The sequence below is a fragment of the Agaribacterium sp. ZY112 genome (assembly GCF_041346925.1).
Taxonomy (GTDB): Bacteria; Pseudomonadota; Gammaproteobacteria; order Pseudomonadales; family Cellvibrionaceae; genus Agaribacterium.
On the sequence record NZ_CP166840.1, the window covers coordinates 2,690,387 to 2,716,547 of the forward strand.

The following is a 26,161-nucleotide window of genomic DNA, read 5'->3' on the forward strand; positions in this document are numbered from 1 at the left end:
GCGACAACAGGGAGGCTTAATTTTGTGAGTGCGTATTGGCACTATTTGGCAGAAGCTGCAGTAAGTATATCGATCTTGGCGGCAAAAGAGTTGCGTACAGATGATGGCTGTACTCTAGCTGCAGGCGCAGAGCCTGGGGTTGATTTCATTGAAGCGTGCGCAGAGTGTTATGAGGCGGAGCAGATTGAACAGCTGTTCTGTTTAGAATTGCCCTATGATGATCGCGCATTAGAAAGCGATCTAATGAGCTATATTCGCAGCAATACGACCTTTAACGAGCTTTTTAACCCTATTGAACATAAGCACTATCTAGTCACGGGCTTAGCGTTGTTGGTGAGTCGCCCAGCACTGGCTTTTCGATTGGCGATTTTGAAGGCTTGCCTGCCTTTTGAGTACCAGCGTACTATCTTTTGTTTGTCTTTGGCTATCTTTGAGAGCAAGTACTGCGAGCGAACGGGGCGCGAATTTGAAGACCTTTTTCTAAGTGTGTTGTGTCACGATATTGGTTTGCTTGATGTTAATCCCCATTTCACGCGCTTAGATCACGATCCTCGTTCATCGATAGACGACAGCGATGGTTATTACAGCCATGTACACCATGGTGCGGGTTTTATTGCTCGCTGGGCAAATGTCTCTGAGGTGGTTCTACGTTCAGTCACCCAGCACCACGAAATAATGGATGGCACGGGTTATCCTTCTGGCCTTGCTGGTAATCAGCTAGCGGAGTTCGGTCAGCATATTAATCTTTACGATACGCTTTACTCCATTTTCCATAAAAACTACCTGCCTTTAAATAAGTCCTTGGCGGATTTAAAACCGGTGATTGAAATTAATGCGGTGACGCATTTTGGCGCTGTCGCTACGCGGCTGATGGACTTGCTAAATAGTGCTAGCCGTAGCCCAAACGTTTTTTTTAAGGAGGATGAGCTAGAAAAAATTGAGGCGGATACTGACAGCATGGCGGTGTATATCGAGAAAGCGATGGCCGTTATTCAAGGGTTTACAGGTTCGGTGGGTTTTCGCCATGATGATAGGGCTCTATTTGCCTTGCAGAATAGCTTTATTCATATATCACTGGCCTATTACCGTTTGCGTGCATTACGTGAAGAGGCCTTGCAGGCTTGTGCAATCGATTCAGATGAGGGCTATTTGTGTCATGCGCGTGCCCTTGAGGATAACTTCTTGTCAATGAGGGAAATTATTTTCCATATCAACAAGTTCTTATATCGTTTGAAACTCTATCGCTCAGGGACACGCTTGGAGTTAATTCGAGAGGCTGCAGAGAAGGCAGTTGATGATCTAGCTAAGTTAACGGTTAAGCTCATCCGTTAAGCCTTTTGAAACTATTTAAACCCTATCTAGAGCTTTTAGTGGTGCAAATAGCAGTCATCACCGTGCTCAAGAATGGCTGTAAGGATTCTCGAACGGGAGACTAGGCCAACCAGCTTGCCTTTTTCTACCACAGGATAATTGCGTGGTGTTTTATCCGCCATGCTTTCGGCGAGCTCGAGTATGCTGGAATCCGGAGAGGTAATAGCCACATCTTTTGTCATCACGGAGGTGACGTTGGGGCTATCATCACAAAAAAATGCATCATTTAAGACTTCGCTCATGCAGTCTTGTTCGGAGACAAAGCCAATTAGGTGGTTCTGGGCGTCAACAACGGGGGCACCCGAGAGCTGTTCTTTAACTAAGTACTTAACAACATCACGTACTGAGGCGGTATCTTTTACCGCGTGGGGGTTGTGATCCATATATTTACTGACATGAATTGACTGCACGGCTAACCTCCAGCTAGGTGTGAGCAATCGAAATAAGGGCTTTTAAAAGCCCTTATTTAAGCTTTCATCTCAAGTAAGTATAGACAAGAATGTTGCTGCTAAATGCAAAGTTGAGCGTAGGCTTTTACTGCTTGGCTAAAGCCCAGATGTAAGGCATCGGCAGTGAGGGCGTGGCCGATACTGACTTCCGCAAGGTGGGGCAGTTGAGCATAAAGGACGAGGTTCTTAAGATTAAGATCGTGGCCGGCATTAATACCAAGCCCCAGCTTGTGAGCTGTTAGGGCTGCCTCCTTATGCTGTTGAAAGACAGCTTGAGCGGCAGGGTCACCTTGCTTAAAAGCCTCGGCGTAGGGGCCGGTGTAAAGCTCGATACGATCAGCCCCTGTTTCCGCAGCCAGTTTTATCTGCTCAACATCTGGATCCATAAACAAGCTTACGCGACAGCCCCAGCTTTGCAGCTGAGTAATAATAGGCTTTAAACGCTCACTATCTTGCTTGAGGTTGAAGCCGTGGTCCGAGGTAAGTTGGCTATTTGTGTCAGGCACTAAGGTGCATTGTGCGGGCCGGGCCGCTTCGACCAAGCTTAAGAAACCTGGGTAGCTGCCTTCAGCCTGACAAAAGGGGTTGCCTTCAATATTGAACTCGACCTTATTTTTTAGTGCACATGTTGCAAGTAATGGAATGTCCGATGCACGAATATGGCGTTGATCAGGGCGAGGGTGGGCCGTAAGGCCTGCCGCGCCAGCTTCAAGTGCTAGCTCGGCAAACTCGATAAGATCGGGGTTATTGTCGGTACGAGAATTTCGCAGTAGGGCAATTTTATTTAAATTAACACTTAGGGCTGTGCTCACTGATGGGGCCTTAATCTTTACGGTCTTCAATGCGATACGCTTTTTCAATGATCACAGGGTAGTTAGGGGCTTCTGGGCGGCTTCGGTAAAGCCCACGGGGCTCTCGCTCAATCTTTTTAACAACCTCAAAACCTTCAATGACTTTACCAAATACAGCATAACCGTCACTTTTTTGGGTGCGAGAAGCTTTGTAGCCGTAGTCTAAGTTTTCGTTGTATTTTAAGTTAATAAAAAATTGAGAGGTGGCGCTGTCTGGGTCAGAAGTGCGAGCCATGCTCAGGGTGGCCTCTAAATTATAAAGCCTGTTTTTGGCTTCATTTTTAATAGGTTCGTGGGTTTCTTTACGGCTGAAGTTGTAATCATAACCACCGGCCTGAACCACAAAATTGGGCACAACTCGGTGAAAGATGATGCCAGTGTAAAAGCCTTCATCGACATAGCGTAAAAAGTTTTTTACGGTAATAGGAGCTTCATTTGGGTAGAGCTCAATGGTCATTTTGCCAAGCGAGGTTTGAAAAACAACCTGAGGATAGGGGCCTTTGGTCTTATTCTCTTTTGCGGCCCAAGCGTTCAGCGAAAGTACAAGGCTAAATATGCTAATACATAGTATTCGAATCATAATGTGCTCCTATTAAGCCCACTCAGAGTTGCGTTTTTTGGGGCGAAGTCGTGGAATAATGACAGCGGCTAACATGCCGAGAATAACAAGCAATGCACCGTTATACATATAGCTTGAACGACGATCCGACTTTAAGGTGATGTTCTCGGCGTTTAAGCTATCGTTTTCAGTTTGTAATAATTTATGATCTTCTAATAGCTGTTGGTAGTTGCTATCAAGCTCTATCGCGCCGGAAGAAATACTCTTAATCCGATGCAGCTCCATATTAAATTGCTGCTTTTCTTTTTCAGTTTGCAGTAATTGAGTTTTGGTCTTTTTAAGCTCTGTCGTTAAGGCTTTATTTTTTTCCAGTAGCTCGGCGGCTTTGGCAGACGATTTTTGACTCTTTTGTTGAGCCGCTGCTAGTTGTACCCCAGCAGTGGGTGACTGCAGTAAGTACTGCTCGGGCAGCCAACCTTCAATACCACTTTGGGTTTTAATATGAAGCCAGCCGTCTTTTTTCTCTCCTAAACCCTCAACTTGGGTGCCACTGGCTAAACCTTTGTGCAAAATTCGGTGTTGAGAACTGGGGCCGCTTCGCAGGGGTACAAACAGTTTATCTTTTACCCACAAGCTCTCGGCTTGCAAGTGCACACTGCTTAAGGCGCTAACGCAGCTTGCTATCGCAGTGGCGCAAACGATGCTTCTTTTCACTAGGGTAACACCTTCTTAAATGGTTTAACGGTCACGCTTTGGTAAACGCCAGCATCCATATAGGGGTCGGCATCGGCCCAGGCTTGGGCATCGCTCAAGCTGTTAAATTCGGCAACCACTAAGCTGCCTGTAAAGCCAGCGTCGCCAGGCTCATTGCTATCAATACCAGGATGAGGCCCAGCAAGAATAAGGCGGCCTTCGTCGCGCAATACGTTTAAGCGGTCAATATGAGCAGGGCGAACTTGTTGGCGAAGCGGCAAGCTATTGGCAACATCTTCACTAATAATGGCGTAAAGCATGGTGAATCCTTATTTTTGTTCGTTGAATACATCTTCGAGCTCTAAGCCCGTCAGACGTGTAATGCGGCGAAACAAATAAAACATGGCCGCAAACATGACGGTAATGCTGGGTACAACAATGACAACATAGCTGTAAGCGGTCATTTTTCCGAGTTCTTCAGCAAAGGCTTCGGTGCCAGGACTGCTGACTACGATGAGTTTTGCTAGTACATAGTTCAATACTGCTGAAAGAAAAAACGATGCGGCCACCAAATAAGAAGCGATAACTAGGGCGCGTTCAAAAGCCACTTCGTTGCCTCGCTCCTTGAGTTGCTGGGCGATCCTCTGAGTTTGCAGAACCTTGTCGTTATAGAGAAATACTTTGACCAGCGGGTAGCGGGTATAGCTCGAGATTAAGGTGGCTATGCCAATAAGGGCAGGAATACTGGCCTCTTTAATCGCTATATATTGGGGGGGCAGCTCTAATAAGCTAATACCGCCGGTAAGGAAGACGCTGACGACCCCGAGGGCTGAGAAAAAATTAAGCTTCTTTTCGCGGAAATAATCAGCAATACCATAAACAATCGGAAACGCGAGGGCGACGACAATAGACAGTTTGGGGCCTAAGTGGTCTTCACCGCTGAGTTTAGTCAGGATTAAAGTGGGAATAATGATGTTTAAGGCAAGGTTAAGCAGTAAACTCTCTTTCTTGGGCTTATTATTCGGTTTACTGTCATTGTTAGTCATAGAGTTGTTGTCCAAGTAGCTGGCCTTGCCAGCCTAATAATTTAAGTCAGCTTAAGGCTGAATCACATTTAACCCGAGAAAGACTTATGTCAGAGCCTTGTTACGACCTTCATTGCCACAGTTCTCAGTCGGACGGTATTTTACGTCCTGCAGAGCTGCTGTCGAGGGCCAAAAGCCAAGGTGTGACAACTTTAGCTTTAACTGATCACGATACGATCAGCGGATTACCCGAAGCTACCGTTCAGGCAGAGTTAGAAGGTATAGACTTAATAACGGGTGTAGAGTTCTCCTGTCTTTGGTATGGACGCAACATTCACGTATTGGCATTAAACTTTGATGCCAGCCATAGCGCTATTCAGGCACTGACTGAACTTCAGTTGCAAAGGCGTATAGAGCGCAGTGAAGTGATTGCGAGTAAGCTAGAAAAACTCGGCTTTATAGGTATCTTGCAGGCGGCGCAGGCCAAGGCAGATGGTGCCATTATTGGTCGACCTCACTTTGCTCAGGCGATGATCGACACGGGTAAAGTCAAAGATGTAGCACATGCATTTAAGCAATTTTTAGGTGCTGGCAAGGTTGGAGATGTGAAGCTTCAGTGGCCTGATTTTGATGATGTGACGCAAGCTTGCTCAGCCGCTGGAGGCCAGGCGGTGCTTGCTCATCCGCTTAAATATAAAATGACACGTACTAAACTATGTAGCATGATCGATGACTTTAAAGAAAGTGGTGGTCAAGGTATTGAGGTTGTTAGCGGTTTGCAAACCCCACAGCAAACCGGTGATATGGCCCGTTTAGCCAATAAATACGAGTTGCTTGCCTCATGCGGCAGTGATTTTCATGCCCCTAGTGGCTATAACGCGGACTTGGGGCAAATCTCGGCGTTGCCACAGTCGGTAGAGCCTATTTGGCAGCAGTGGTCGGTTTAGATAAAAGCCGTACAGATAAGATAAGAAGGAACACATGTCTCAGTTTTTTAGTATTCATCCAGAAAACCCACAAGCGCGCTTGATTGACCAAGCTGTGGCTATTTTGCGCAAGGGCGGCTTAATTGCTTACCCCACAGATTCCGCTTATGCGCTTGGTTGCCATATTGGTGATAAAGCTGCGCTTGATCGTATTCGCTCCATACGTCAGCTAGATAAGCACCACAATTTCACTTTGGTTTGCCGTGATTTAAGTGAGTTGGCTAATTATGCACGTGTTGATAACGCGGATTACCGCCTTATTAAAAGTAAAACTCCAGGGCCTTATACCTTTATTCTAACCGCGACATCCGAGGTGCCTAAACGCTTGCAGCACCCTAAGCGTAAGACTTTAGGTTTGCGTGTTCCGGATAATAAAATCGCTTTGGCGATCATGGAGGCGCTTGGTGAGCCGTTAATGACAAGCTCCTTGATTCTACCTGGTGATGAGCAGCCCTTAACAGATCCCTACGATATTCGTGAAACCCTCGAGCATCAGCTCGACTTGGTGATTGACGGGGGGTATTGTGGCATGGAACCTACTACGGTAATCGATCTGACGGGTGACGAACCAAAACTCTTGCGCCAAGGTTGTGGGGCTGTTGAAGAGGGCGAATATCTTTCTTAGGAAAGCGTTGCTATTCCCGCTATAATGGGCGTTTTGCTAGCGCCCTGCGCGGAGAATACCCTTTGTCAGAAACCACGGAATCTGAACCTCTAGAATCACAAGATACGAGTGTTGCGCCTGAAAGCCAAACTGTGCCTGAATCTTCAGATGCACAGCCGCAGGCTGATGTCAGTGCAAAACCTGAGTCCGACTCTGTTCAGCCTGAACAAGGTGAAATGCCTTTTGCGGTTGTCGAAGGTAAGGCGCTGACTGAGCTTCCTAAAGATCTGTATATCCCACCTGACGCGCTTGAAGTTATTCTTGAGGCCTTTGAAGGGCCTTTAGATTTATTACTTTATCTTATCCGTAAACAGAACCTAGATATTCTCTCTATCAATGTGAGTGAAATCACTCGTCAATACGTTGCTTATGTTGAGATGATGCAAAATATGCAGTTTGAATTAGCTGCTGAATATCTGGTGATGGCAGCTATGTTGGCGGAAATTAAATCGCGCATGTTATTGCCTCGTTCTAACGAAGGTGAAGATGAAGATGAGGAAGACCCTCGTGCTCAGTTAATTCGACGTTTACAAGAGTACGAGCGCTTTAAAAAGGCAGCAGAAGATATTGATGAAATGCCGCGTATGCATCGTGATCTCCATGTGGCTAAAGCCGAGGGGCCGGATCGAAATTCAACTCGTCCAGATCCTGAGGTGGATATCAAAGAATTACTGTTGGCTTTATCAGAAGTGATGCGTCGTGCAGATTTATTCGAAAGCCACCAAATTCAGAAAGAAAAACTGAGTACTCGCCAGCGTATGACCGAAGTGCTAGATCGACTTCGCGGCCGCCAATTCACCCCTTTTGTTAGCTTGTTTACTCATGAAGAGGGGCGCTTAGGGGTGGTAGTGACATTTTTGGCCGTCATGGAATTAGTCAAAGAAAAACTGGTGGAAATTGTACAAACAGAGGCCTTTGGGGCTATTCATGTCAAAGCCAAATCGGAATAGGGTGTAGGCAGGTAAAAACAATGACAGATGAAGACATAAAAAACGAAGCACAGCCCGAAGAGGCAGAGTCTGAGGTCCTTACCAAAGAAGCAGAGCTTGAAGCTTCCGAACAAGAAAGTGAAGACAACGACGCGATTGAAGAAATTGATAGTAAAACCTTGGCAGCTGCAGAGAAGCGTGCGCGAGCTTTAAGTGATGAAGAAAAGCAAGCCAAGCTTAAGAGTTTAAAGCCCATACTTGAAGGCGCCTTATTAGCTTTGGGCGAAGCGATGCCGCTGAAACGTATGCAGAGCTTATTTGAAGAACATGAAATACCGTCAAAGGGCTTACTGTTAGAAGCTCTGAATATGATTCAAGGCGATTGTGATGGGCGCGGTTTTGCCTTAGTCGAAGTGGGCTCGGGCTGGCGCTTTCAGGTACGAGAAGACTACGCTCCTTGGGTCAATCGCTTATGGGATGAGAAGCCGCAAAAATACAGCCGAGCTTTATTAGAAACCTTGGCTTTGATTGCTTACAGGCAGCCTCTAACTCGTGGTGATATTGAAGAAGTGCGCGGTGTTGCCGTCAGCTCTCATATTATGAAAACCTTAACTGAGCGCGAATGGGTGAAAATTGTTGGTCATAGGGATGTACCCGGGCGACCAGCCTTATATGCAACCACCCGCCAGTTTCTCGATTATTTTGGTTTAAAGAGTTTGGATGAGCTACCAAGCCTTGGCGAGCTAAAAGACATAGACAGTTTAAATGCTGACTTAGAACTCGATGAGAAAAAACCGGATACCGCTATTAGCTCTGATGATCTTGCTCCTAAGCCAATTGATTTTTCACAAGTTGAAGAAATTGAAGACCCGCAGGACGAATCAGAGGAGCAGAACACGGATTCGCAGCCTTCCGAACTCGCTGGTTCACAAGAGCAGGACGGTGACAAAGAGCAAGCTTCAACGGAGAGCGAAGCAGAGCATTCTAGTGATGACAGTTTAGAACATCACTTGGATGAGAGTTTAGATGGAGGTGAGGAGCAGCATCGTGATGAGCAAAATATCGATGCTGCGGATGCAGAGCCAGAAAATATCAATGACGAGCAAGTCGCCTCTGGCTTTGAAAAAGAGCAGAGCTTAGTTGATCAGCAAAACGAAGTGGATGATGTCAGTGTTGATGAATTGACTACTGAACTTGAGCAGGAAAATGATGAAGCGCTAGCTCATGTCGCTAGTGAAAATGAGGGCGAGCCTTTACAAAAGCGTGAAGAGCCCGCCGCTGAAAATAGTTTATTTGGCAGTGTCACTGCCGACTTATATCAAGAAGATAAAGACGATGAGTGATAACGAAAAAATTGAAGTTGCAGAGCAGCCAGAAGAAAAACCAGAAGGTGAAAAACTGCAAAAAGTACTGGCTCGTTGTGGTTTAGGTTCGCGTCGCGAACTTGAGCGAGAGATTGCTGCGGGTAAAGTCACGGTCAATGGTACCCTTGCAAAACTCGGTGATCGCGTTAATTTGGAAGACACTGTGGAGCTTAATGGCAAGCGTGTACGCTTGGCCGCTGCAGATGAAGATACACGTGTATTACTTTACAACAAGCCAGAAGGGGAAATTTGTACGCGCAATGACCCTGAAGGCCGACGCACTGTATTTGATAAATTACCGCGTGTTAATAGCGGTCGCTGGATCCAAATTGGTCGTTTAGATATTAATACTTCAGGCTTATTGTTGTTCACCAATAGTGGTGACTTGGCTAATAAGCTAATGCACCCTTCATCTGAAATTGATAGAGAATATTTGGTACGTGTTCGCGGTGAACTAACAGATGAGATGCGAACGAGTTTGTTAAGTGGTGTTGAACTTGAAGATGGCAAAGCCTGTTTTACTGATATTGCCGAGTCGCCAAATAACGAAGAAGGTGCATCACATAATTGGTATTACTGTGCCTTGATGGAAGGCCGAAATCGCGAAGTGCGCCGTTTATGGGAAAGCCAAGGTTTAACCGTAACCCGACTTAAACGTGTACGCTTTGGTAATATTTTTGTGCCTTCGCACGTGCGTGTTGGCCAGTGGATTGAGCTTAGCTATAAAGAGCTGAGAGAACTGCATGAAACCGCCGGTTTACCTGCGCCGAAAAAACGCCGCTTCCAACAGAGCCTTCAAGATAAGCGCGAGCGCCATATTAGAAAATTAAGGTCATCGTCTAAAGGCAGTCGTAATTCGCGTTAAGAGTTAGTTTACTTTCAGCTCTTAGCAAAAAGCCCGCGTATTGAAAAATACGCGGGCTTTTTATTGTCAGCTTTTTTAGCCTATAAACGATAGAAACTAATTTAAGCTTAACGTGCTTTCACTAAGCCCTTTGCCTTTTACTGTGATACTTGCTGGGCCGTCGCCTATACGGCGTACCACTAGCAGTGCTTGACCCTCACTGGTTAATAGACTGCTGCCTTGGTAGCGCTGCATGGTGCTGGTATCACCATTATCGGTACCGATAAGCTCTAAGTTTTTACTTAAAGTGAAACTAATTTCTTTATCATCGTGTAATACCGCGAGGCCGTTCTTATCAACGAGTTTGGCTGTTAGGTGAGCTACAGCGTAGTTATCGTTGGCGAGCGTGTCTTTATCGGAGCTTAGTTCAATGGCGCTTGCTGCTGCCGTTGTTACTATACGACTCTCGGTTTGACAGTTGTCCAAGCCAACAGCTTTTAGCTCACCTGCTTGCCAAGGGACAGCCCACTTTAATTCGCGGTCGTCGTTGTCGGCGAGTTTTTGCACGCCCAAGCTTTTGCCGTTTAAGAAGAGTTCGGCGCTGGGGCAGTTAGTCAGAACTTCGACAATAACGGTTTCGTTATCTTGATAGTTCCAATGGCTGTTAACGTCTTGCCAGATCCAGACTCGCTCTTGCCATTTACCCGGTTCTTTTTCAATCACGTTGCCGTTTTCAAGCTTGTATAAAGACTTCTCTTCGGTTTGTGAGCTGATGTGAATATGAGGCTCATCGTTCCACAGGCTTTTATACATATGGAAGCTGGTATTTTCAAAACCGGCGGTATCAAGTAGTCCACTTGTTACCGCTTTACGAGGCCAGGCGCCGTGAGCTTCACCTAGGTAGTCAATGCCTGTCCATAAAAAGGTGCCGGGAATAAATGGTCTATCTTCTACGGCCTTCCACTCGTGCCATTGGGGGACGTTTTCTGTGCCCATAATCATTTTTTCAGGGAATAGCTCGTGACCATAATCGTAAATGACACGGCGATAGCTATAACCCACAATATCTAAAGCATCGGTATAACCACTAATATGGCTAACCGAAGGTAAAATTAAGTTTGCGGTGACAGGGCGAGTGGTATCGAGTTCTTTTACCCACTTGCTTAATTTTTTAGCTGTTTTTGCAAGTACGTAGGTGCCCTCTGGGCTTTCGTGGAAGCGTTTCACAATCTCTTCCGGAGAGATAAATGGCGGGTTGTAGAAATAATTACCCGAGGCATCCATATCAAAATAGCCCGTTGCTTCTTTGTAGCGTGGGTAGGTCCATTCAATTTCGTTACCAATGCTCCACATGACAACAGAGACATGATTACGGTCGCGTTTAACAGCAAGCTTTAAATCGTTTTCAGCTTCTTCTTGGAACCAATCAGCATAACCTCGGCTTATATAGTCGTCGTGGCGTTCCCATTGATTTAGGCGTTTATCTTTGGGGTTGTCCCACTCATCAAAAATTTCAGACTGGACCAAAAAGCCCATCTCATCAGTCATGCGAAGTAAATTAATAGAGGAGGGGTTGTGAGCCATGCGAATGGCATTAACACCGGCTTCTTTTAGTTTTAATAGGCGGCGTTTCCAAACATCATCGGGAACAGCCACACCTACAAGGCCTGCATCATGGTGCAAGTTCACACCTTTAATTGGGGTGTTGATGCCGTTTAAGAAAAAGCCTTCATTGGCATCGTAACGAATATCTCGAAAGCCAAAGCGAGTTTCATAGCTATCTATTTCTTTATTATTGGCAATGATTTTTGTTTTGGCTGTATATAGGCTGGGGCTTTCTGGGCTCCAAAGCTGTGGTTCAGAGACATTGAAGTGCTGGCGCATGGTGGTCGCTGAGCGAGAAGAAAGCATTGTGCTTGTGGTTTCACTGCTGACAATGGCGCCCTTGCTATCGACAATGTCCGTTTGTAAGCGGATGTTCTGAAGTTTTTTACGCTTGTTTAAAACTTCAACATCAAGTTCGACCTGACCATTGTCTTTATTGGCTACAGGTGTTTTTACATAGGTGCCCCAAGGTGGAATATGTAACTTATCTACTTGGATCAACTTGACGTCGCGGTAAATACCAGAGCCAGGGTACCAGCGGCTGTCTATATAACGGCTGCGGTCAACACGAATGGCGAGTGTATTTACAGTATTATCTTGCTTTAAGTCTTTACTGACTTCTAGATGAAAAGGGGTATAACCATTAATACGGCCGCCGACTTTTTTGCCGTTTAGAAAAATTTCGCTGTGGTTATAAATGCCGTCAAAATAAAGGTAAACCTGTTTTTCTTCGAGCTCGCTGGGGCTTAAAAAGCTCTTTCTGTACCAGCCAATGCCTCCGGGCAAATAAGCGGTGGCTCCATCGTATTTTTCATCAAAATCAGCTTCGATGCTCCAGTCATGGGGCAAGCGAAGTTCACGCCATTTACTGTCGTCAAAAGCGGGGTCAGAAAAGTCTTCTTGATCGGCTAAGGTAAATCGCCAGTTAAAGTTGAAATCGGTTTCACGCTCGGTGGCTGCAGTTTCTACCATAATTTCATTTTTAGGGCTGCAAGCACTAAAGCTTAAGCAGGCTAATAATATGGCGATAGGTGCGGAAGCGGCTCTCATATTTTATTCCTTATTTGGAGGCCAAAACGAAAAGATTGACGTTAACGGGCTGTGCCCTATAGGTCAAGTTACTGGCTGTAATGACGTTGGTGACAGCATATAGGCGCTATTAGAGGCAGCATTTTTTATATTTTTTACGGCTGCCGCAGGGGCAGTTTTCGTTTCTTTCTAATTTTATAGGAGGCAATTGCTGCCCATCAAGATAGTACCATTGCTTGTTTTCTTGGCAAAAGCGTGAGCACTCATGTAGCTGTGCAAAAGGGCTAGCTTTATAAAAGGCAACAAATTCGACTTCGTTGTCACTGCTATGAATGACTTTCAAACTTAACCATTGGGTGCTTTTTATATTGTTTTCGAGAAGCTGCAACTCATTAGCTTGGCGTTTGCTTGGGTGTAGTGTTTCCAAAAGGTAGAGAGCGTCGCCTAAGACAAAGGCACTAAAACGAGAGCGCATTAATTGCTCAGCGCTCTGGGCACGTTGCTCATACTTATGAAGTGGGGCGCAGCATTGTTGGTAATGGCGAGTGCTGCCACAAGGGCAAAGTGCATTATTTGAATCATTCATAAGCTGTTATTTGTAAGTTTCTAGTTAGAAAGCAAAAGTGACAGATACAAAAAAGGCGGTCTTTAGACCGCCTTTACATAACACGCTGGTATTTAGCTTTTAAGGCTTTTAGCTGCTAGCTCTTGCTCAATCTCTTCAATGGTTTTGCCCTTGGTTTCAGGGGTGTACTTAGCCATAACCGCTAGACCTAAAGTACAGAAGGTACCGTAGATAAGGAAGGTGGTTGCTGAACCGAAGTTCTCGATTTGCCAAGGGAACATGTTAGGTACCACCACACCACCAAAGACTGAGGTTACAAAGCCACAAGAGGTGATAGCAAGTGCGCGTACTTTGGTTGGAAAGATCTCTGAGAATAAGATCCAAAGTACTGGGCCTACTGAGAAGTTATAAGAGCATACAAAAGCAATGATACCAACAAGAACAAGGGTGGCATTCATGCTAACTGAATGTACAAGTAAGTCGCTCTCAATAATATCGTAGCTGGTTTTACCTACTGCATCTAAGACCGCTTGCTTAAACTCAATTTCTCCACCAAAGCTTTGGCTCACTAAAGGTTGCAATAAGGAGGTATCGACACTTGATGATACGTACGTTAAGGCCTCTGGGGTAATTTGGTATACCGCAGTGCTGAATCCATAACCGATTAAGCCCATTGCTGCCGCACAAGCAGCTAGGCCACCTAATAAGATGATACGGCGGCCCAGCTTATCAATCACCAGCAGTGCAGCTAGAGTAAAGAACATACCAATAAAGCTTACTAGCATGGTGTTCCAAAACGCGTTTTCAGCGCCACCGGTTTGGGCGAAGATACTAGGCATAAAGGCTAGGGCTGCGTTCATGCCTGTAAGTGGTTGCACGATGCCCATAAACAAGCCAATCAATACGGCAATGCGCATTCTCTTGCTCATTAGGGTTTTAACTTGCTCAACAAAACCAATGGTATGAGTGGTGTCTTTTAAGTTTTCTTCAATCTGTTTCAGTTCTTCTTCGACTTCGTCTGCAGGGGTGATGCGACGCAGAACTTTTTCAGCTTTTTCGTGTTTGCCATTCAGCATTAACCAGCGCGGGCTTTCAGGGATAAAGAACAGCAAGATAAACCAAAGAATTGCAGGGATGGTTTCCATGCCTAGCATCCAGCGCCATACATTACCTTCATTTAAGGAGATGGCTGTTGCCCAAGCCGGTGCTGTTTCAGCAACGTTGACGATCCAGAAGTTAAACAAAGAGGCTGCAAGAATACCAATGGCGATATTGAGCTGGTTCATGCCTACCAATTTACCGCGCATTGCCGGTGGTGCAATTTCACCAATATACATGGCCGCAACACTTAAAGAGGTAAAGGCTAAACCACCAATAAGGCGGAATAAGAACAGTGAGGTATAGCTAGGGGCCCATGCAGAACCGATAGCTGAAACTGTATATAAGGCTGCGATCGTGAGTAGGGTTGCTTTACGCCCAAAGCGCTCACAGAAAAAGCCTGCAAAGAGCAGGGCAACCAAGGCGCCATAACCAGGGCCTGCGGCAATATTACCTTTTTGTAATGCTGTTAGGCCGAATTCGACCGTGATGTATTGGAAGGTGCCCGATATAAGCATAATATCTAGGCCAAAAATAAAACCGCCAATGGCTACAACAAAGGCGAACATAAATGCATTTCGTTTTTCTCGAGACATCACTTTACTCTGAGGTTTGGTAGTTGGGGTAGAGCCGACTAGGGTTTGATCGCCTTCGCTGGGCGAACTGCCTAGTGGATCTGTGCTGGAAGAATTAGACATTATTCCGTTCCGTCTTACGCGGTTTGTTATCGTTATTGTAAATTGTTGACAAGCATGGAGCGAGCAACACTGCCTATAATAGCCTGATCTGTGTCAGAACTCAGCACTTTTTGGCGCTTTTCTTAGGGCTGCTTAGACGTATTGGTCAAGAGCTTGACGCATGGGGCTTTGAGTAAGGTAAACGTTCTAGTTCTTAATTTTATAGTCTTGCCCTTGCCATCTGCTTAGCTTGAACGCATTCTTAAGTCTATGATTTTTCTGCCTACGCACTCCATTTTGTTTGTTTTACTGCCTTTGCTCTCAGCACAGCTTCTGTTCTTAGCGTTGCTGTATTTCGCTTTGGTGGGGCGTCGGGTATTACCTGCTTTTGGTTTACACAGTCTTTTTTTGCTAAGTTTTGCTTTGTACCTTATTGGTCAGACCCTGCAGTTTTATACGGATTTGCAAACAGCTATTTATATTCTGTTTGCTCGAGGTTTGCTGTTCATGGGTTTTGGTATACCGGCCCTGCAAATCGCTCTTTACGAGCAATGCGCCAGAAAACTAAGTGGTTTGACGCAGCTGTTTATGTATCTCTTTGCGGTATTACTGACCTTACTGTTTTTATCCGTTCAAGATTTAGCGAATTACAATTTCATTTACACTGAGCAGTTTGAGCAAAGTTTAGGTTTTGACGTTGTAAACAACATGGCGTTGGTTTTGCTCACCGTGTACATGACTTTGCTGCTTTTCTTACCTTGTTTATGGCTGCTGTGGCGAGAGCTCCGCTCTAAAACTAAAGCAAACCCTATCAACATAGCGCTGTTATCGGGCGCATTGATGGTCGCTATCGCACAACTTGCCATTCACCATATTTCTGATAGCTATTGGCTGACTTCTGTAGGCGCTGTTTTTACCGCGTTGTGTTGGGTTGGGGCCGTTTATCTGGATGCAAAGCGCACTCGTGGTCGCGCTTATGCAGTGAAGGACGAATTACTGTATTTGTTGCGCTCGGGAACCGTTAAGGAGAAGTCAGCCGAACTCGATCGCTTATGGGCCAAGCTTGCCGGAGCCTCTGAGGGCGATCTGCAGTTATATAAACTGCAAGTTCGTGAACTCTTATCCAGTTTGTCGGAGTTAAGCATTGATGCGGGTGCAAACAGTCATGAGGTTTTACAAAGAGCCGATGAAAGCTTGCGAGCTATTGAGCGTATTGATTCAGAATCCGAGCTCAGTCATATAGCTAGCCAAGAAAGTAAAGCCTTAGGCGAAGCAATTGTTGATGCACCGGTAAGGCGAAGTGAAAAAGCAGTGGATCAAGCCAAGGCCTATATTGCCGAAAGGTATGCGGAGGATATTGATGTAAAGAAAGTGGCTAAACATTGTTCTGCAAGCCCAAGTTATCTGATGCGTCAGTTCAAGTTACATACAGGGCAGACTCTTAATCAGTATTTAACAGCAACACGTATTGAACGAGCAAAAAACTTATTGACGACAATGAGCGTCACAGAGACGGCGTTTAAAGTGGGTTTTAACAACTCAAATTACTTTAGTACGGTGTTTAAAAAAGAAACTGGCCAGACTCCGGGGCAGTTTCAATCACAGTTGTGAGCTCTCTGTAAAGCAGGCCTTATCGCTGCGCTCTATTTCCCCTATAAAATCTCACCCTAGTCTAACTCTTTGAATTTAAAGGGCTTGTTGTATTTTGAAGCTGATTTGAAGAGTATTTTGAAGGACGCTTGAAGTACCTTAGCGATACCTTTAATGCCTAAATGAAGAGCTGGCAGGGGCTATTTTTCTCAAGTCCATCCCCTCCATAAAAAGTAGCTCACATTAAAAAGAATAAAGTTATAGGTGTGTATATGGATCGTAGAAATTTTGGTAAAGCCACACTTTTTGGCGCAGCGGGTATCACAGGTTCGATGCTTTCTCGTGCGAGTTCGGCATCTGCAGGCACTGATGCAGTACGTTCACACTCAAAGCTTGTTCAAGTTGCAGATATTTGTAATGGCACGGGTCTGGCGCCTGCCTATCGGCTAGATGAAAAGGGCAAGTTGCAGCAATACGCTAAGGGTGAGTTGTTTAATCATAAAGACGGCATGCTTGGTTTTTCTGCTCTACAGCCAGGTCTGGTAAAGCAGTTTGATGCGTTTTTAGAAACCGGCTGCTATGACCTAACGGCGGAGTCTATTACTGCACGTGTTCCGTGTTCTATCGAAGGGCGTCGACCGGGTTTTGGTAATCCCAATGGTGAATTTCCAATGCAGCACGGGACAAATATTCGTTTCAGAACCAACGGTCTGCGTATTGGAGCGCCGAACCCAGGTGCTGGCGGTGAGTCATGGACTGATCTGCGAATGAGCCTACCCATGGTCACTAATCTGGGTCTCTATCGAGACCCAAGTCAAAAACGCAGTACTGAAATTGGCGAAGGTGCGGCTATTTGGCTTGATATGAGCCACGACTCAACAACGATTATTGATGTGCGTATCGCGATGTGCACATATGGCCTGCTGTCTACTTGCTTCACTGACACCATACGAGTTAATCAGTTACATACGGCCGATGTAGATTTTCCTGTGTACTTTGCCGGTGAGCAAGACAAGGCTTTGGCAGGTCAAGTTTCAGCGCATTGGGCTAACTCTCTCAACGATTGCTGTTTTGCCGATGGTGATGGCCCCTGTGTGGTCAAGGAAACAAAATATTTCACGGAATTCAGTGGTTGGCAGTTTAACAATGTCCATATTGTCAGGCAGGGGCGAAAAAAAGGCGTAGGCCCAGAAACCTGTAACTTGTATTGGACAAGTAATGGCGGCCAGATTAGAGGTGGCATTATTAAAGAGCCTGGGGTGATGTTGCCTTTAAGTGATGGCGGCTCTTACGCACGTAAGCACGCACAAATTGATGCTGACGGCATGGTGCTCGGTGGCAGCGCAAATGTAATTGACACCTGGTTCATTGGTGCATCGGGTCAGGGGCGTGCAAACCTACGGCTTTTACCGGGTGCCCACAATAATATTATTCGCAGTTATTTTGGTGGTGCAGGAAATGGCGCGATAGATTTAATTATACCCGAGGGTTGTGAGGGCAACGTCGTTTATTGTTCGCCAGGCATGAAGCTGATTGATAAAGGTACAAATACGCGTTTCATCAATAAAGAAGCCGCAAGCATTATTGCTTAACTATTCGTTCTGGCGATTTGAGTTTCATTACTTAGTTTATTTAGTTTTTATTTGTGAGCTGATTTTAGTTGTTAAATTTTAGTATTTAATTTCAGCCTAAGAGATTATTTTATGAATGTGTTTCGAAAGATTACTTTAGTACTGCTTAGTGTGAGCCTGTTTGCTTCGTACGCAAGTACCCAGGCTAAGTCAGTAGATAACAGTGCAACAGATACCGGCAAAGCGGGTGATAGCTTCCCCGATGTTATTTCTCACCCGAAGCAGGGTGCACCGGTGAGCATCGCTAATATTTTTCCTGAACATGGCTTAACAGACCCGCACGCAATGATAGTCGGCGATAGGCTATATGTAGGCATGGGCCACGATCAAAGTTGGGATGTGGAATTTGATTGGACGATGGATAGGTGGGAAATCTGGTCTACAGATGATCTGCTAAATTGGCGTAAAGAAACGACGATAGAACCGAATGACACCTATTTTGGTCCAGAGGCAAACTGCTGGGCTGGTGACTTTGCGCAAAAAGATGGCAAGTTTTATTGGTATTTCTCTAATCGTAATTTTGATACCGGCGTCATGGTCGCCGATCAGCCCTCGGGCCCGTATAAAGATGCCTTAGGTAAACCTCTGTTACCACACGATCTTGCGCCAACCCATTCCTACGACCCTGATGTATTTGAGGAGAACGGTGTTTATTCCATTATTTGGGGTGCTGGTGGCTATTATATGGCGAGACTTGCTGATGACATGTTATCGCTAGCTAGCGAACCAAAGGCGATTGTTATAACTAACCCAGATGGCAGCATTAGGCCGACGGATGACAAACCGACACTGTTTAAACGTAACGAGCATTATTACCTTGTTTGGGGTGCGGATTACGCAATGAGTGATAAATTAGAAGGCCCTTATCAGTACAAAGGTAAATTTTATGCGGGCGGTCATGGCAGTATTTTTAATTGGAAAGGCCAGTGGTATGTGATTCACGAGCATCACGACATTAGTATGTTCTATCGTGGTGTCATGCTTAAACCAATGTATTTCCACAAAGACGGCACTGTGGATTTAAAGAGTGACTTTATTGTTCCTATTGGTGGTGGTCGTTTATGGGATTTTGACAACTCTCGTATGGGCTGGCGCTCACCAACTGGTACGGATGTTAGCTGGCAAAAGGACGGCTCTATTGCTGGTGATATAAACGCTAGGGCAATCATTGAAAGTGCGAATTGGGCTTCTGCCGATCTACCGGGCCGTACATTGACCATAAGTATTAAGAACGAAACGGCTGCGAAACAATTAAAGCTATCGTTTGCCGAGTTTAAAACGGACATTTATCGATTTTGGTCTTACCCCGGAATCAATTGGTTTGAACAAGCATCAACTGTATTGGATGTTAAAGCGAACAGTCAGGACTTTGTAGAATATAAGCTTAGTTTGGATGATATTGATGATATGCCTGAGCGTTTGAAGCGCTTGCGTATTGAGTTTATTGGTGCTGAAAGCGGTTCGTGGGCTATTGATTCAATTCGCATCCAATAACAAGACCTGTGTTGATGCTCAAAGCAGGTATACAGCTGCCTAGCGTTAATTTAATGAAGGTGATTTTATCTTATATTTTATTGGCGCTAGCAGTAGGTCTTAGTACTGGTGCTTGCAATGCTACTAGTGAAAGTGTCAGTGAAAGTAATAGTACTAGCACTGAGAGCACGCAGCTGCGTAAAGTCGAAGCCGCTCAATTTTCAAAAGCTGGTTTTTATGAGTTAACGGACAGTCCTCCTAGACCTGACTATTTTGTTTTAAATAAAGGTGTTGCCTATTTTGATAAGTGCCTATTTTTTTAATGAATACAAAAGGTTGTTTTCATGCTTCACAAAGATAAAGTCTATGTAATCACAGATAGGTATGATTTGTGAGGGGGCTAAGGGAATCTTAAGCGGGGTCTGTCAATAAACTCTTAGGGCGTCACTATCATAAAGTGATTTTATGCGTCATTGGGGGAAAGGTTTGGATCTATTGGGGGGGGTTAGTAATTGACGAATTCATCAAGGAGAGCTTTATAAGTTCGGATACCCATAAAGCGTTGCTTGGTGGGGTTTTTTAATTGAGTGGTGTTTAACTTAATTAAAATTTTATGGCGTGATTTTGTTATCTTGTTTTACATGAAATCCCTTCGGTCTGTTCTGTCTTTGGGCTATCTTTTTCTCTGTAATTTCTTGTGGGATTTGATGGTTTTCTTTTGTTTTTTTTCTGTTTTTTCTGGGTTATGCGTTTGTTTTTTTTTGGTTTCGTTTTTGTGGAAGTTATTTGGTTTTTTTATTAAATAAATTAATTGTTTGTCGTGTGGGTATAAATCCATATTGAGTGTTAATTTTGATTTTACTAGGATAACTGGATCACATCGTGGTAAGGGATGTTAATAATTTGTTGTTTTATATATTAATTATGATTCTAATGTGATGGGTTGTGTCATTCATGGTCCTTTTGTTTTGTTTAATTTAATTACCTCCTTTTCTTGTTCTTATAAGCTGTATTTGTCTTGTATATAGAGGGGTGAGGTCAAATTTGAGACTGATTTGGGTTATTGATTTCTGTCGCCGTTTAGCCCATAGGTATATTGCTTTAAAGGCGTAATTTTATGTATATAAATATAATAAGTACTTCCCAAGTTAGTTTGTCTTTTCTAAATAAAACATTCTTGTTGGTTGTTTTCTCACTGCTTCTTAGTTGTTTTCCTATTTTTGTTTCTGCTCAAATGGGGCATGAGCATCATGCCGTGCTCAACTTAGTAAAAGCGGAAGATGCAACTCACGTCGCTAGTGCCTCGGGTAAGTGGTTTGATAAAACCATATGGCAAAGTGGGCGCGTTCCTAGCCGCTCAGCCAAAGTTCACATACCTAAAGGCATTTCTGTCACATATCAAGGGGCGAGCTCGGAGCGTTTGTCAACGATACGTGTAGATGGCGCTCTTACCTTTGCTTATTGGCGTAATACCAAGTTGGTGGTCGACACCATTGTTGTTACTGGTAGTGGTAACTTAACAATCGGAAACAAGAAAAATCCGATTAAAGAAGGTTTCAAAGCAGATATTCTTTTTGCTGATAATGGCAATATTAATCCTAACTGGGATACCGAGCTGGTCTCGCGGGGTTTGATTAGTATGGGCACCGTGGATATTCACGGGGCTAAAAAAGATAGCTTTTTAAAAGTGGCAAAAGACCCGATGGCGGGTAGCCGAACGTTAGTTTTTTCTAAAGCACCAGTTGGTTGGAAGGTAGGTGATAAGTTAGTCGTTACAGGAACGCACAAACAGGGTTTTGATGGGCGCGAAAAATGGATTCTTAACCCAGATAAACATTGGCGGGGAACAGAGGACGAAGTTGTTACTATTTCGTCAATTAATGGTAAAAGGGTAACGATTAAGCAGGCTCTAAAATATAACCATGACACGCCTGCCTCGGACTTAAAGGCTTACGTTGCTAACCTTACGAGGAATGTGACCTTTGCTAATGAGGGGGGCGCTAAGTTACCTTCTCATCAGCGTGGCCATTTAATGTTTATGCGTAATACGGTCGATGTTCGTTATGCAGCGATGGATGAATTAGGTCGCACAGATAAGAGCTTTAAATCTGCAGGTGCTTCTACGTTTTCCCCAATAAAGTACAACAGTAACGTACAGGGGCGCTATGCCATTCATTTACATCGTATAGGCGCTAAGACTCGTGAAAACCCCGTGCAACTTATAGGCAATGCGGTGAATGGCACTCCCGGCTGGGGCATGGTGCAACACTCATCAAATGCAAATTTTGTTGATAATGTTGTTTATAACGCTTTTGGTGCTGCTTTTGTTGCTGAGAGTGGTGATGATATTGGTAATTGGTTACGCAATATCGCGATTAAAGCACAGGGGCGAAATTGGGGGGTTGTTGCCGCACAGGACACGGTAAGTCAAAGAGATGCAGGGCGAGGTGGTGATGGATTCTGGTTTAGCAGCCGAATGGTTGAGGCCTCCGAAAATGTCGCTGCGAATACCACCCACGGTTATAGCTATATCAGCCGCAATGGTGTTCAGGCCGATAATGAGTCAGTCAGTATCCCTGTCACAGCACTGGATCAACCGGAGATCATGCGCGGTGGAAGTTGGACTCACCCTACAACCCCTGTATTAACTGAGTTTCGCGATAATGAAGCTTTTGGTAATCAGGTAGGTTTTCAGGTCGTTCGTTCTAACCCTGGGCAAAATCATGATTTACGTAGCATGATGACTCGTTTTACCGCTTGGGAGGTATTCCGGGGGGTAACAGCTCGTTATTCGCCGCATTACACAATGATTGACCTACGGGTAATTGGTACAGATACACCTCACTCTTTAGGAAGTAATAACCCGGGGGGCATAGTATTTGAACGAAAATCATTTGATTGGGTTATTAATGGAGCAAGTATTGAAAACATGCCTGTTGGTGTAGATACCTATGGGCACGATGAGGGGCGAGCCAGTGATAACCGAGTGGGTATCGAATTTATAGATATGCAGTTTCACAATGTAGAGCAAGATTACAAGGGGACGACTAAAGCAGGCCATCGTTATTATGATTCAGCGGAACTAGTAGAGGATCGTTTAGCGGTAAGTTACGAGCCTATTCCCGCAATAAAACTTAATGCTAATGTGCATCTTAACTGGTTGAAAATTGATTCCATTGGGGTTGTAGGTCGTACCTGGGAATTTGATCACCCTTTACTAAACTGGAAGCACGCTACAGGTAACCTTTTAATTAAAGAAGGTTACTATCGCTTTAATAACGGCAAACCTTTTGTGCTTGTTGATGATTTGGTCGCTGATCGTGCTACCGGAGAAGTACAAAAACTACTTATACCCGTTCCTCTTGATTTTACTAAGGCTCAATTAAGTAAATACAAAGACAATGGGAAATTAAGTTTTTCAGCGCCTGCCCCCATCGCTAATTCTGATCGTTTTCGTATTGCTATTAATACAGCCAAGACTTTAGATGTTATCGCTAACGATGAAGACCCTGATGGTGGGAGGATTTGGCTGGATGGAATCCTCCAGCCAACTCATGGAGAACTTTATTTGCTCGAGGGTAAAGTGCGCTATGAACCTGATTTAGATTACAGTGGTGATGATGCTTTTAGTTATTGGATTCGTGATGAAGAAGGTAATATTACCCGTGGCGAAGTATCTGTTCGGGTTGGTGGTGGAGCCATCGCTCAAGCTCGTGAAATTAACTGGGCTGACCCAGGCGACTTTACAACGGTACTTAAGAAAAATATTCAGCCGATCGCGATACAAAATAGAGAAATCATTAAAAAAGGTCAACGTTCTGTTAAAGCGAACCCGCTGGCGAATGATCATGATGCCAATGGTGATGATCTGTTCCTGACCGCGGTATATCGTAGTTCTGGTAATGCTTCTATTGATATGCGCCTTGATGCCAACGGACTTGCAACAGCGACAACGGATAATGTTAATGCCACAGGTGGTGCGTTTTTCTTTTATACCATTAATGATGGTGCAAAGGAGGGTGGTGATGACGATGGTCTATTTTATATCTTTATGGGTGAAAACAATGCTAAGACGGCTAAAGGTGAAGCCGGTTTTGGACCAAATCTGGTTAAAACAGCCGCTTCTTATGTCCCTTTCTTAATTAAGCATAAATCTGGGCCTTTGCAGCACTTATATACCTATTCCGAAAGTGATCTATCTCGCATAGAAGTAAGTAGTGATGATTATGATATTGGCTCAGTAAGGTATTATTTGGATGGCAAACAGGTTCGTTTAGAGAATGAAGCGCCTTTTAGTTTAAATAATAAGAATCTCGGTTCAGGTGAGCATTTATTACGTGTTGTCGCAACGAGTAAAAAAAATGGCGAAGGACACTTGTTATTTGATTCTAGAACTAAGTTTACGGTTTCTGCCGATACTTCGTCCGGCTCACCGAGTTCAGGGTCAACGGTACACATGAAAAAGCGCAATGCTACTGGCTATGCAATTGATGGCGGGAATGGTGGTGCGAATGCTCAAAATGTGTATTTGTGGACTGCGAATTCAAATAATAAAAATCAAAGCTGGATTGAGATCAATCGTGGTGGGGGGTATTTTTCCTATCAAAAATTAAATACCAATTATTGCCTTGATGGAAACAGCGGCGGAGCAAATGGGCAAAATGTTTATCTTTGGACTTGCCGTGATGGTAACCACAATCAACACTGGAAAAAAGTCAGTGTTGCTTCCAATAGTTACCGTTTAGAGAAACGTAATGCCCCAGGATTTTCAATTGATGGTGGTAATGGCGGAGCCCAGAGACAAAATCTATATTTATGGGCGAGCAATAATAACAACAAAAATCAGCATTGGATCTTTGATTCTAGTGCCAACGAAAAAGCGCTTACTTATCTTTTGCAAGAGGATGACAGCATTTGGGCTTGGAATGGATCCGCGGCGTTTGAGCGTTTTGGCCCAAATCAAGGAAAGCTAGTTCGTATTGATGTTGGTGACGATGCTATGCCTTGGGGGATAAACAGTTATGGCAATATTTTTTCCTGGGATGGTAACAATTGGCAGCGCAGGGGCGATAACGGCCAAGACATTGGTGTTGGTGGCGGACAGGTTTACCTTACTAAAAATGATGACAGTATCTGGCGCTGGAATGGCAAGGCATTTGAACGCTTTGGTTCTGAAAGTGGCCGTTTGGCACGTTTAGATGTTGGTGAGGACGGTATTGCATGGGGTATAAATGATGCTGGTGGTGTCTATTCTTGGGGCGGTAGTGGCTGGTTGAAGCGAGGCAGTGGTGCACAAGATATAGCTAGTGGTGGCGGTGCCGTATTCCTGACTAAAACAGATGGTACCATTTGGCGTTGGAGCGGCAGCCGTTTTGAGCGCTTTGGGCCTGACAAGAGCCGCTTATCACGAATCGATGTAGGCTCTGATGGTGTGCCATGGGGAATCAATGCGGCCGGTGATGTATATCGTTGGAATGGCAATGCCTGGTCTGCAGTCGCTAAAAATGGTCAAGACCTCGGTCGATAACCCCTGAAAGACTATAAAGGCAGTTAGTCTAAATACTATTGTTTCCATTTGATTTGACAGTTAAGAAAACTTCTTAACTAACTTGGTTGCAAATGGTGAGGGTTACACTGTCTTTTTTAGAATGTTTTGTAATGACATAAAAGCAGGGTAACTTGCTCGATTTCTAATGGTTGGTAATCTTTTTCACGATAATCATCAGTTTAGGGGCGAATGCATTATGCTTAAGGTAAGTTTGCAGTCGCCCCTGAGCCTTGTTTGTTGATAGCTGTAATATCGAATCTACTGCGGCGATAAACGAGTTTTATAATCAAATTATAAGGCCCTTTTAGGTGAGAATAATTATTTAGTGGCTTTTGTTAAGTACACTGAGTCTCCGTAGAATAATGTTTCCTGTAAGTTTCTTTATCTGGTCATGGTCGATATTATTTCTTAAGTTTCAACAGTTGCTCGTAAATGTCGAACGGGTGTCGATTTTTAGGGATGTTCGTGAAAACAATCTGTACCTATTTTTCAAAGTCTACCATCGGCTCAAGTGAGCTTGGTTTGAAAGCCTTAGTCACCGATAGGCCTCTGCTGTAACTGAGCTTACGCAATTTTCTGATAAATAATGCTGTAGCCGGAATCAAATGTACTTTGTTTTCTCAGCCCTTACTGTTTAGTGCTTACCTATCTGCGAATGTCCCCTGTGTAATCATCTCACTGCCTAGCTATTTAATGGGCGGCTATGACTCAAGTGAGACGAGTTTCTTATGGCGTTAGTGTGATGCTTTGCTGTTAATACATCGGATTACTATGGTTGCATGTGTTTAATGCTGGTCTTATTTAAAGGAGAAAACTCGCTTCTTGTTTTGGTTTTTTGGGCTGATAAGAAGAAAAAAGTAAGTTGATATATGACGATTTTCTTCATGCTTTACGGTTAATTCGATGCCGTACTTTAGTTATTGTTGTTTTAATCTTTGCTGTTTGGGTCTTTATCTTGGGCTCATTTCTTTTAAGAACTGTTTCTCTTTTTGGGGTTTTGTTTTTTTGTAACTTTATGATTTTAAAGTAAAAGTCGTATTTTGAAGTTGTGCAGTCAGTTTTTTGAAGGCCGTGTTTATGATGCCTGCCTATGCTCCTCCCATAATAATTAAGAGCAAAGTCTATTTTGGATCGCATTTGTATATGCGTCTTGATTAAGTCCGTATTGGTTATGGGCAATGCTCAGTGTTTTCAATTTGTAAGTGTTAGT

At 44.3% G+C, this 26,161-nt stretch carries 20 protein-coding genes; 11 read left to right on the top strand and 9 right to left on the bottom strand.

The window, feature by feature from the left end; all coding sequences use genetic code 11:
- Positions 1–24: 24 nt before the first annotated feature.
- Entirely contained in the window at positions 25–1,332 is a 1,308-nt protein-coding gene (locus AB1S55_RS11645; RefSeq protein ID WP_370978354.1) for an HD domain-containing phosphohydrolase, read from the top strand.
- A gap of 35 nt (positions 1,333–1,367) precedes the next feature.
- Here the strand turns inward: AB1S55_RS11645 and AB1S55_RS11650 are convergent, their stop codons facing one another.
- From AB1S55_RS11650 to AB1S55_RS11675, 6 genes are all read right to left on the bottom strand, one after another.
- The gene (locus tag AB1S55_RS11650; RefSeq protein ID WP_370978355.1) at positions 1,368–1,781 is read right to left on the bottom strand and encodes a CBS domain-containing protein; all 414 of its coding nucleotides are present in this window, start codon (positions 1,779–1,781) and stop codon (positions 1,368–1,370) included.
- Between the two features lie 98 nt (positions 1,782–1,879).
- The gene (locus tag AB1S55_RS11655; RefSeq protein WP_370978356.1) at positions 1,880–2,632 is read right to left on the bottom strand and encodes a pyridoxine 5'-phosphate synthase; all 753 of its coding nucleotides are present in this window, start codon (positions 2,630–2,632) and stop codon (positions 1,880–1,882) included.
- A 10-nt stretch (positions 2,633–2,642) separates the two neighbouring features.
- Positions 2,643–3,251 carry a peptidylprolyl isomerase gene (locus AB1S55_RS11660; protein ID WP_370978357.1) on the bottom strand — a complete coding sequence of 203 codons (609 nt, stop codon included), beginning with the start codon at positions 3,249–3,251 and terminating at the stop codon, positions 2,643–2,645.
- 12 nt (positions 3,252–3,263) lie between these two features.
- The gene (locus AB1S55_RS11665) at positions 3,264–3,944 is read right to left on the bottom strand and encodes a TIGR04211 family SH3 domain-containing protein (protein ID WP_370978358.1); all 681 of its coding nucleotides are present in this window, start codon (positions 3,942–3,944) and stop codon (positions 3,264–3,266) included.
- Complete coding sequence (locus AB1S55_RS11670; protein WP_370978359.1) at positions 3,944–4,243, bottom strand: YciI family protein; 300 nt, start codon at positions 4,241–4,243, stop codon at positions 3,944–3,946. The genes AB1S55_RS11665 and AB1S55_RS11670 overlap by 1 nt, the downstream gene beginning before the upstream one ends.
- A gap of 9 nt (positions 4,244–4,252) precedes the next feature.
- Positions 4,253–4,969: a VC0807 family protein gene (locus AB1S55_RS11675; RefSeq protein WP_370978360.1), complete on the bottom strand. Its 717-nt coding sequence runs from the start codon at positions 4,967–4,969 to the stop codon at positions 4,253–4,255.
- Between the two features lie 86 nt (positions 4,970–5,055).
- On the opposite strand from AB1S55_RS11675, the gene AB1S55_RS11680 reads away from it, so the two are divergent.
- The 5 genes from AB1S55_RS11680 (at position 5,056) to AB1S55_RS11700 (ending at position 9,756) form a co-directional block, all read left to right on the top strand.
- The gene (locus tag AB1S55_RS11680) at positions 5,056–5,895 is read left to right on the top strand and encodes a PHP domain-containing protein (protein WP_370978361.1); all 840 of its coding nucleotides are present in this window, start codon (positions 5,056–5,058) and stop codon (positions 5,893–5,895) included.
- A gap of 34 nt (positions 5,896–5,929) precedes the next feature.
- Positions 5,930–6,559 (top strand): L-threonylcarbamoyladenylate synthase, encoded by a 630-nt coding sequence (locus AB1S55_RS11685; protein ID WP_370978362.1) that lies wholly within the window; start codon positions 5,930–5,932, stop codon positions 6,557–6,559.
- A 62-nt stretch (positions 6,560–6,621) separates the two neighbouring features.
- Complete coding sequence (locus AB1S55_RS11690) at positions 6,622–7,548, top strand: ScpA family protein (protein WP_370978363.1); 927 nt, start codon at positions 6,622–6,624, stop codon at positions 7,546–7,548.
- A gap of 20 nt (positions 7,549–7,568) precedes the next feature.
- Complete coding sequence (gene scpB / locus AB1S55_RS11695; protein ID WP_370978364.1) at positions 7,569–8,870, top strand: SMC-Scp complex subunit ScpB; 1,302 nt, start codon at positions 7,569–7,571, stop codon at positions 8,868–8,870.
- Positions 8,863–9,756, top strand: a complete 894-nt coding sequence (locus tag AB1S55_RS11700; RefSeq protein ID WP_370978365.1) for a pseudouridine synthase — start codon at positions 8,863–8,865, stop codon at positions 9,754–9,756. Before scpB ends, AB1S55_RS11700 begins: the two co-directional genes overlap by 8 nt.
- A gap of 96 nt (positions 9,757–9,852) precedes the next feature.
- Here the strand turns inward: AB1S55_RS11700 and AB1S55_RS11705 are convergent, their stop codons facing one another.
- The 3 genes from AB1S55_RS11705 to AB1S55_RS11715 all read right to left on the bottom strand — a co-directional run bounded on the left by AB1S55_RS11705 (position 9,853) and on the right by AB1S55_RS11715 (position 14,730).
- A complete protein-coding gene (locus AB1S55_RS11705) occupies positions 9,853–12,390 on the bottom strand; it encodes a glycoside hydrolase family 2 TIM barrel-domain containing protein (RefSeq protein ID WP_370978366.1) in 2,538 nt (845 codons plus the stop codon).
- Between the two features lie 109 nt (positions 12,391–12,499).
- Entirely contained in the window at positions 12,500–12,955 is a 456-nt protein-coding gene (locus AB1S55_RS11710; RefSeq protein WP_370978367.1) for a YchJ family protein, read from the bottom strand.
- Positions 12,956–13,047: 92 nt separating this feature from the next.
- Entirely contained in the window at positions 13,048–14,730 is a 1,683-nt protein-coding gene (locus AB1S55_RS11715) for a sugar porter family MFS transporter (RefSeq protein WP_370978368.1), read from the bottom strand.
- 249 nt (positions 14,731–14,979) lie between these two features.
- Between AB1S55_RS11715 and AB1S55_RS11720 the strand changes: the two genes are divergently transcribed.
- The 5 genes from AB1S55_RS11720 to AB1S55_RS11740 all read left to right on the top strand — a co-directional run bounded on the left by AB1S55_RS11720 (position 14,980) and on the right by AB1S55_RS11740 (position 24,930).
- A complete protein-coding gene (locus tag AB1S55_RS11720) occupies positions 14,980–16,320 on the top strand; it encodes a helix-turn-helix transcriptional regulator (RefSeq protein ID WP_370978369.1) in 1,341 nt (446 codons plus the stop codon).
- A gap of 251 nt (positions 16,321–16,571) precedes the next feature.
- Complete coding sequence (locus AB1S55_RS11725; protein ID WP_370978370.1) at positions 16,572–17,891, top strand: hypothetical protein; 1,320 nt, start codon at positions 16,572–16,574, stop codon at positions 17,889–17,891.
- Between the two features lie 111 nt (positions 17,892–18,002).
- A complete protein-coding gene (locus AB1S55_RS11730) occupies positions 18,003–19,424 on the top strand; it encodes a family 43 glycosylhydrolase (protein ID WP_370978371.1) in 1,422 nt (473 codons plus the stop codon).
- Between the two features lie 8 nt (positions 19,425–19,432).
- Positions 19,433–19,726 (top strand): hypothetical protein, encoded by a 294-nt coding sequence (locus AB1S55_RS11735; RefSeq protein ID WP_370978372.1) that lies wholly within the window; start codon positions 19,433–19,435, stop codon positions 19,724–19,726.
- Between the two features lie 794 nt (positions 19,727–20,520).
- Positions 20,521–24,930 (top strand): Ig-like domain-containing protein, encoded by a 4,410-nt coding sequence (locus tag AB1S55_RS11740; protein WP_370978373.1) that lies wholly within the window; start codon positions 20,521–20,523, stop codon positions 24,928–24,930.
- Positions 24,931–26,161 lie beyond the last annotated feature (1,231 nt).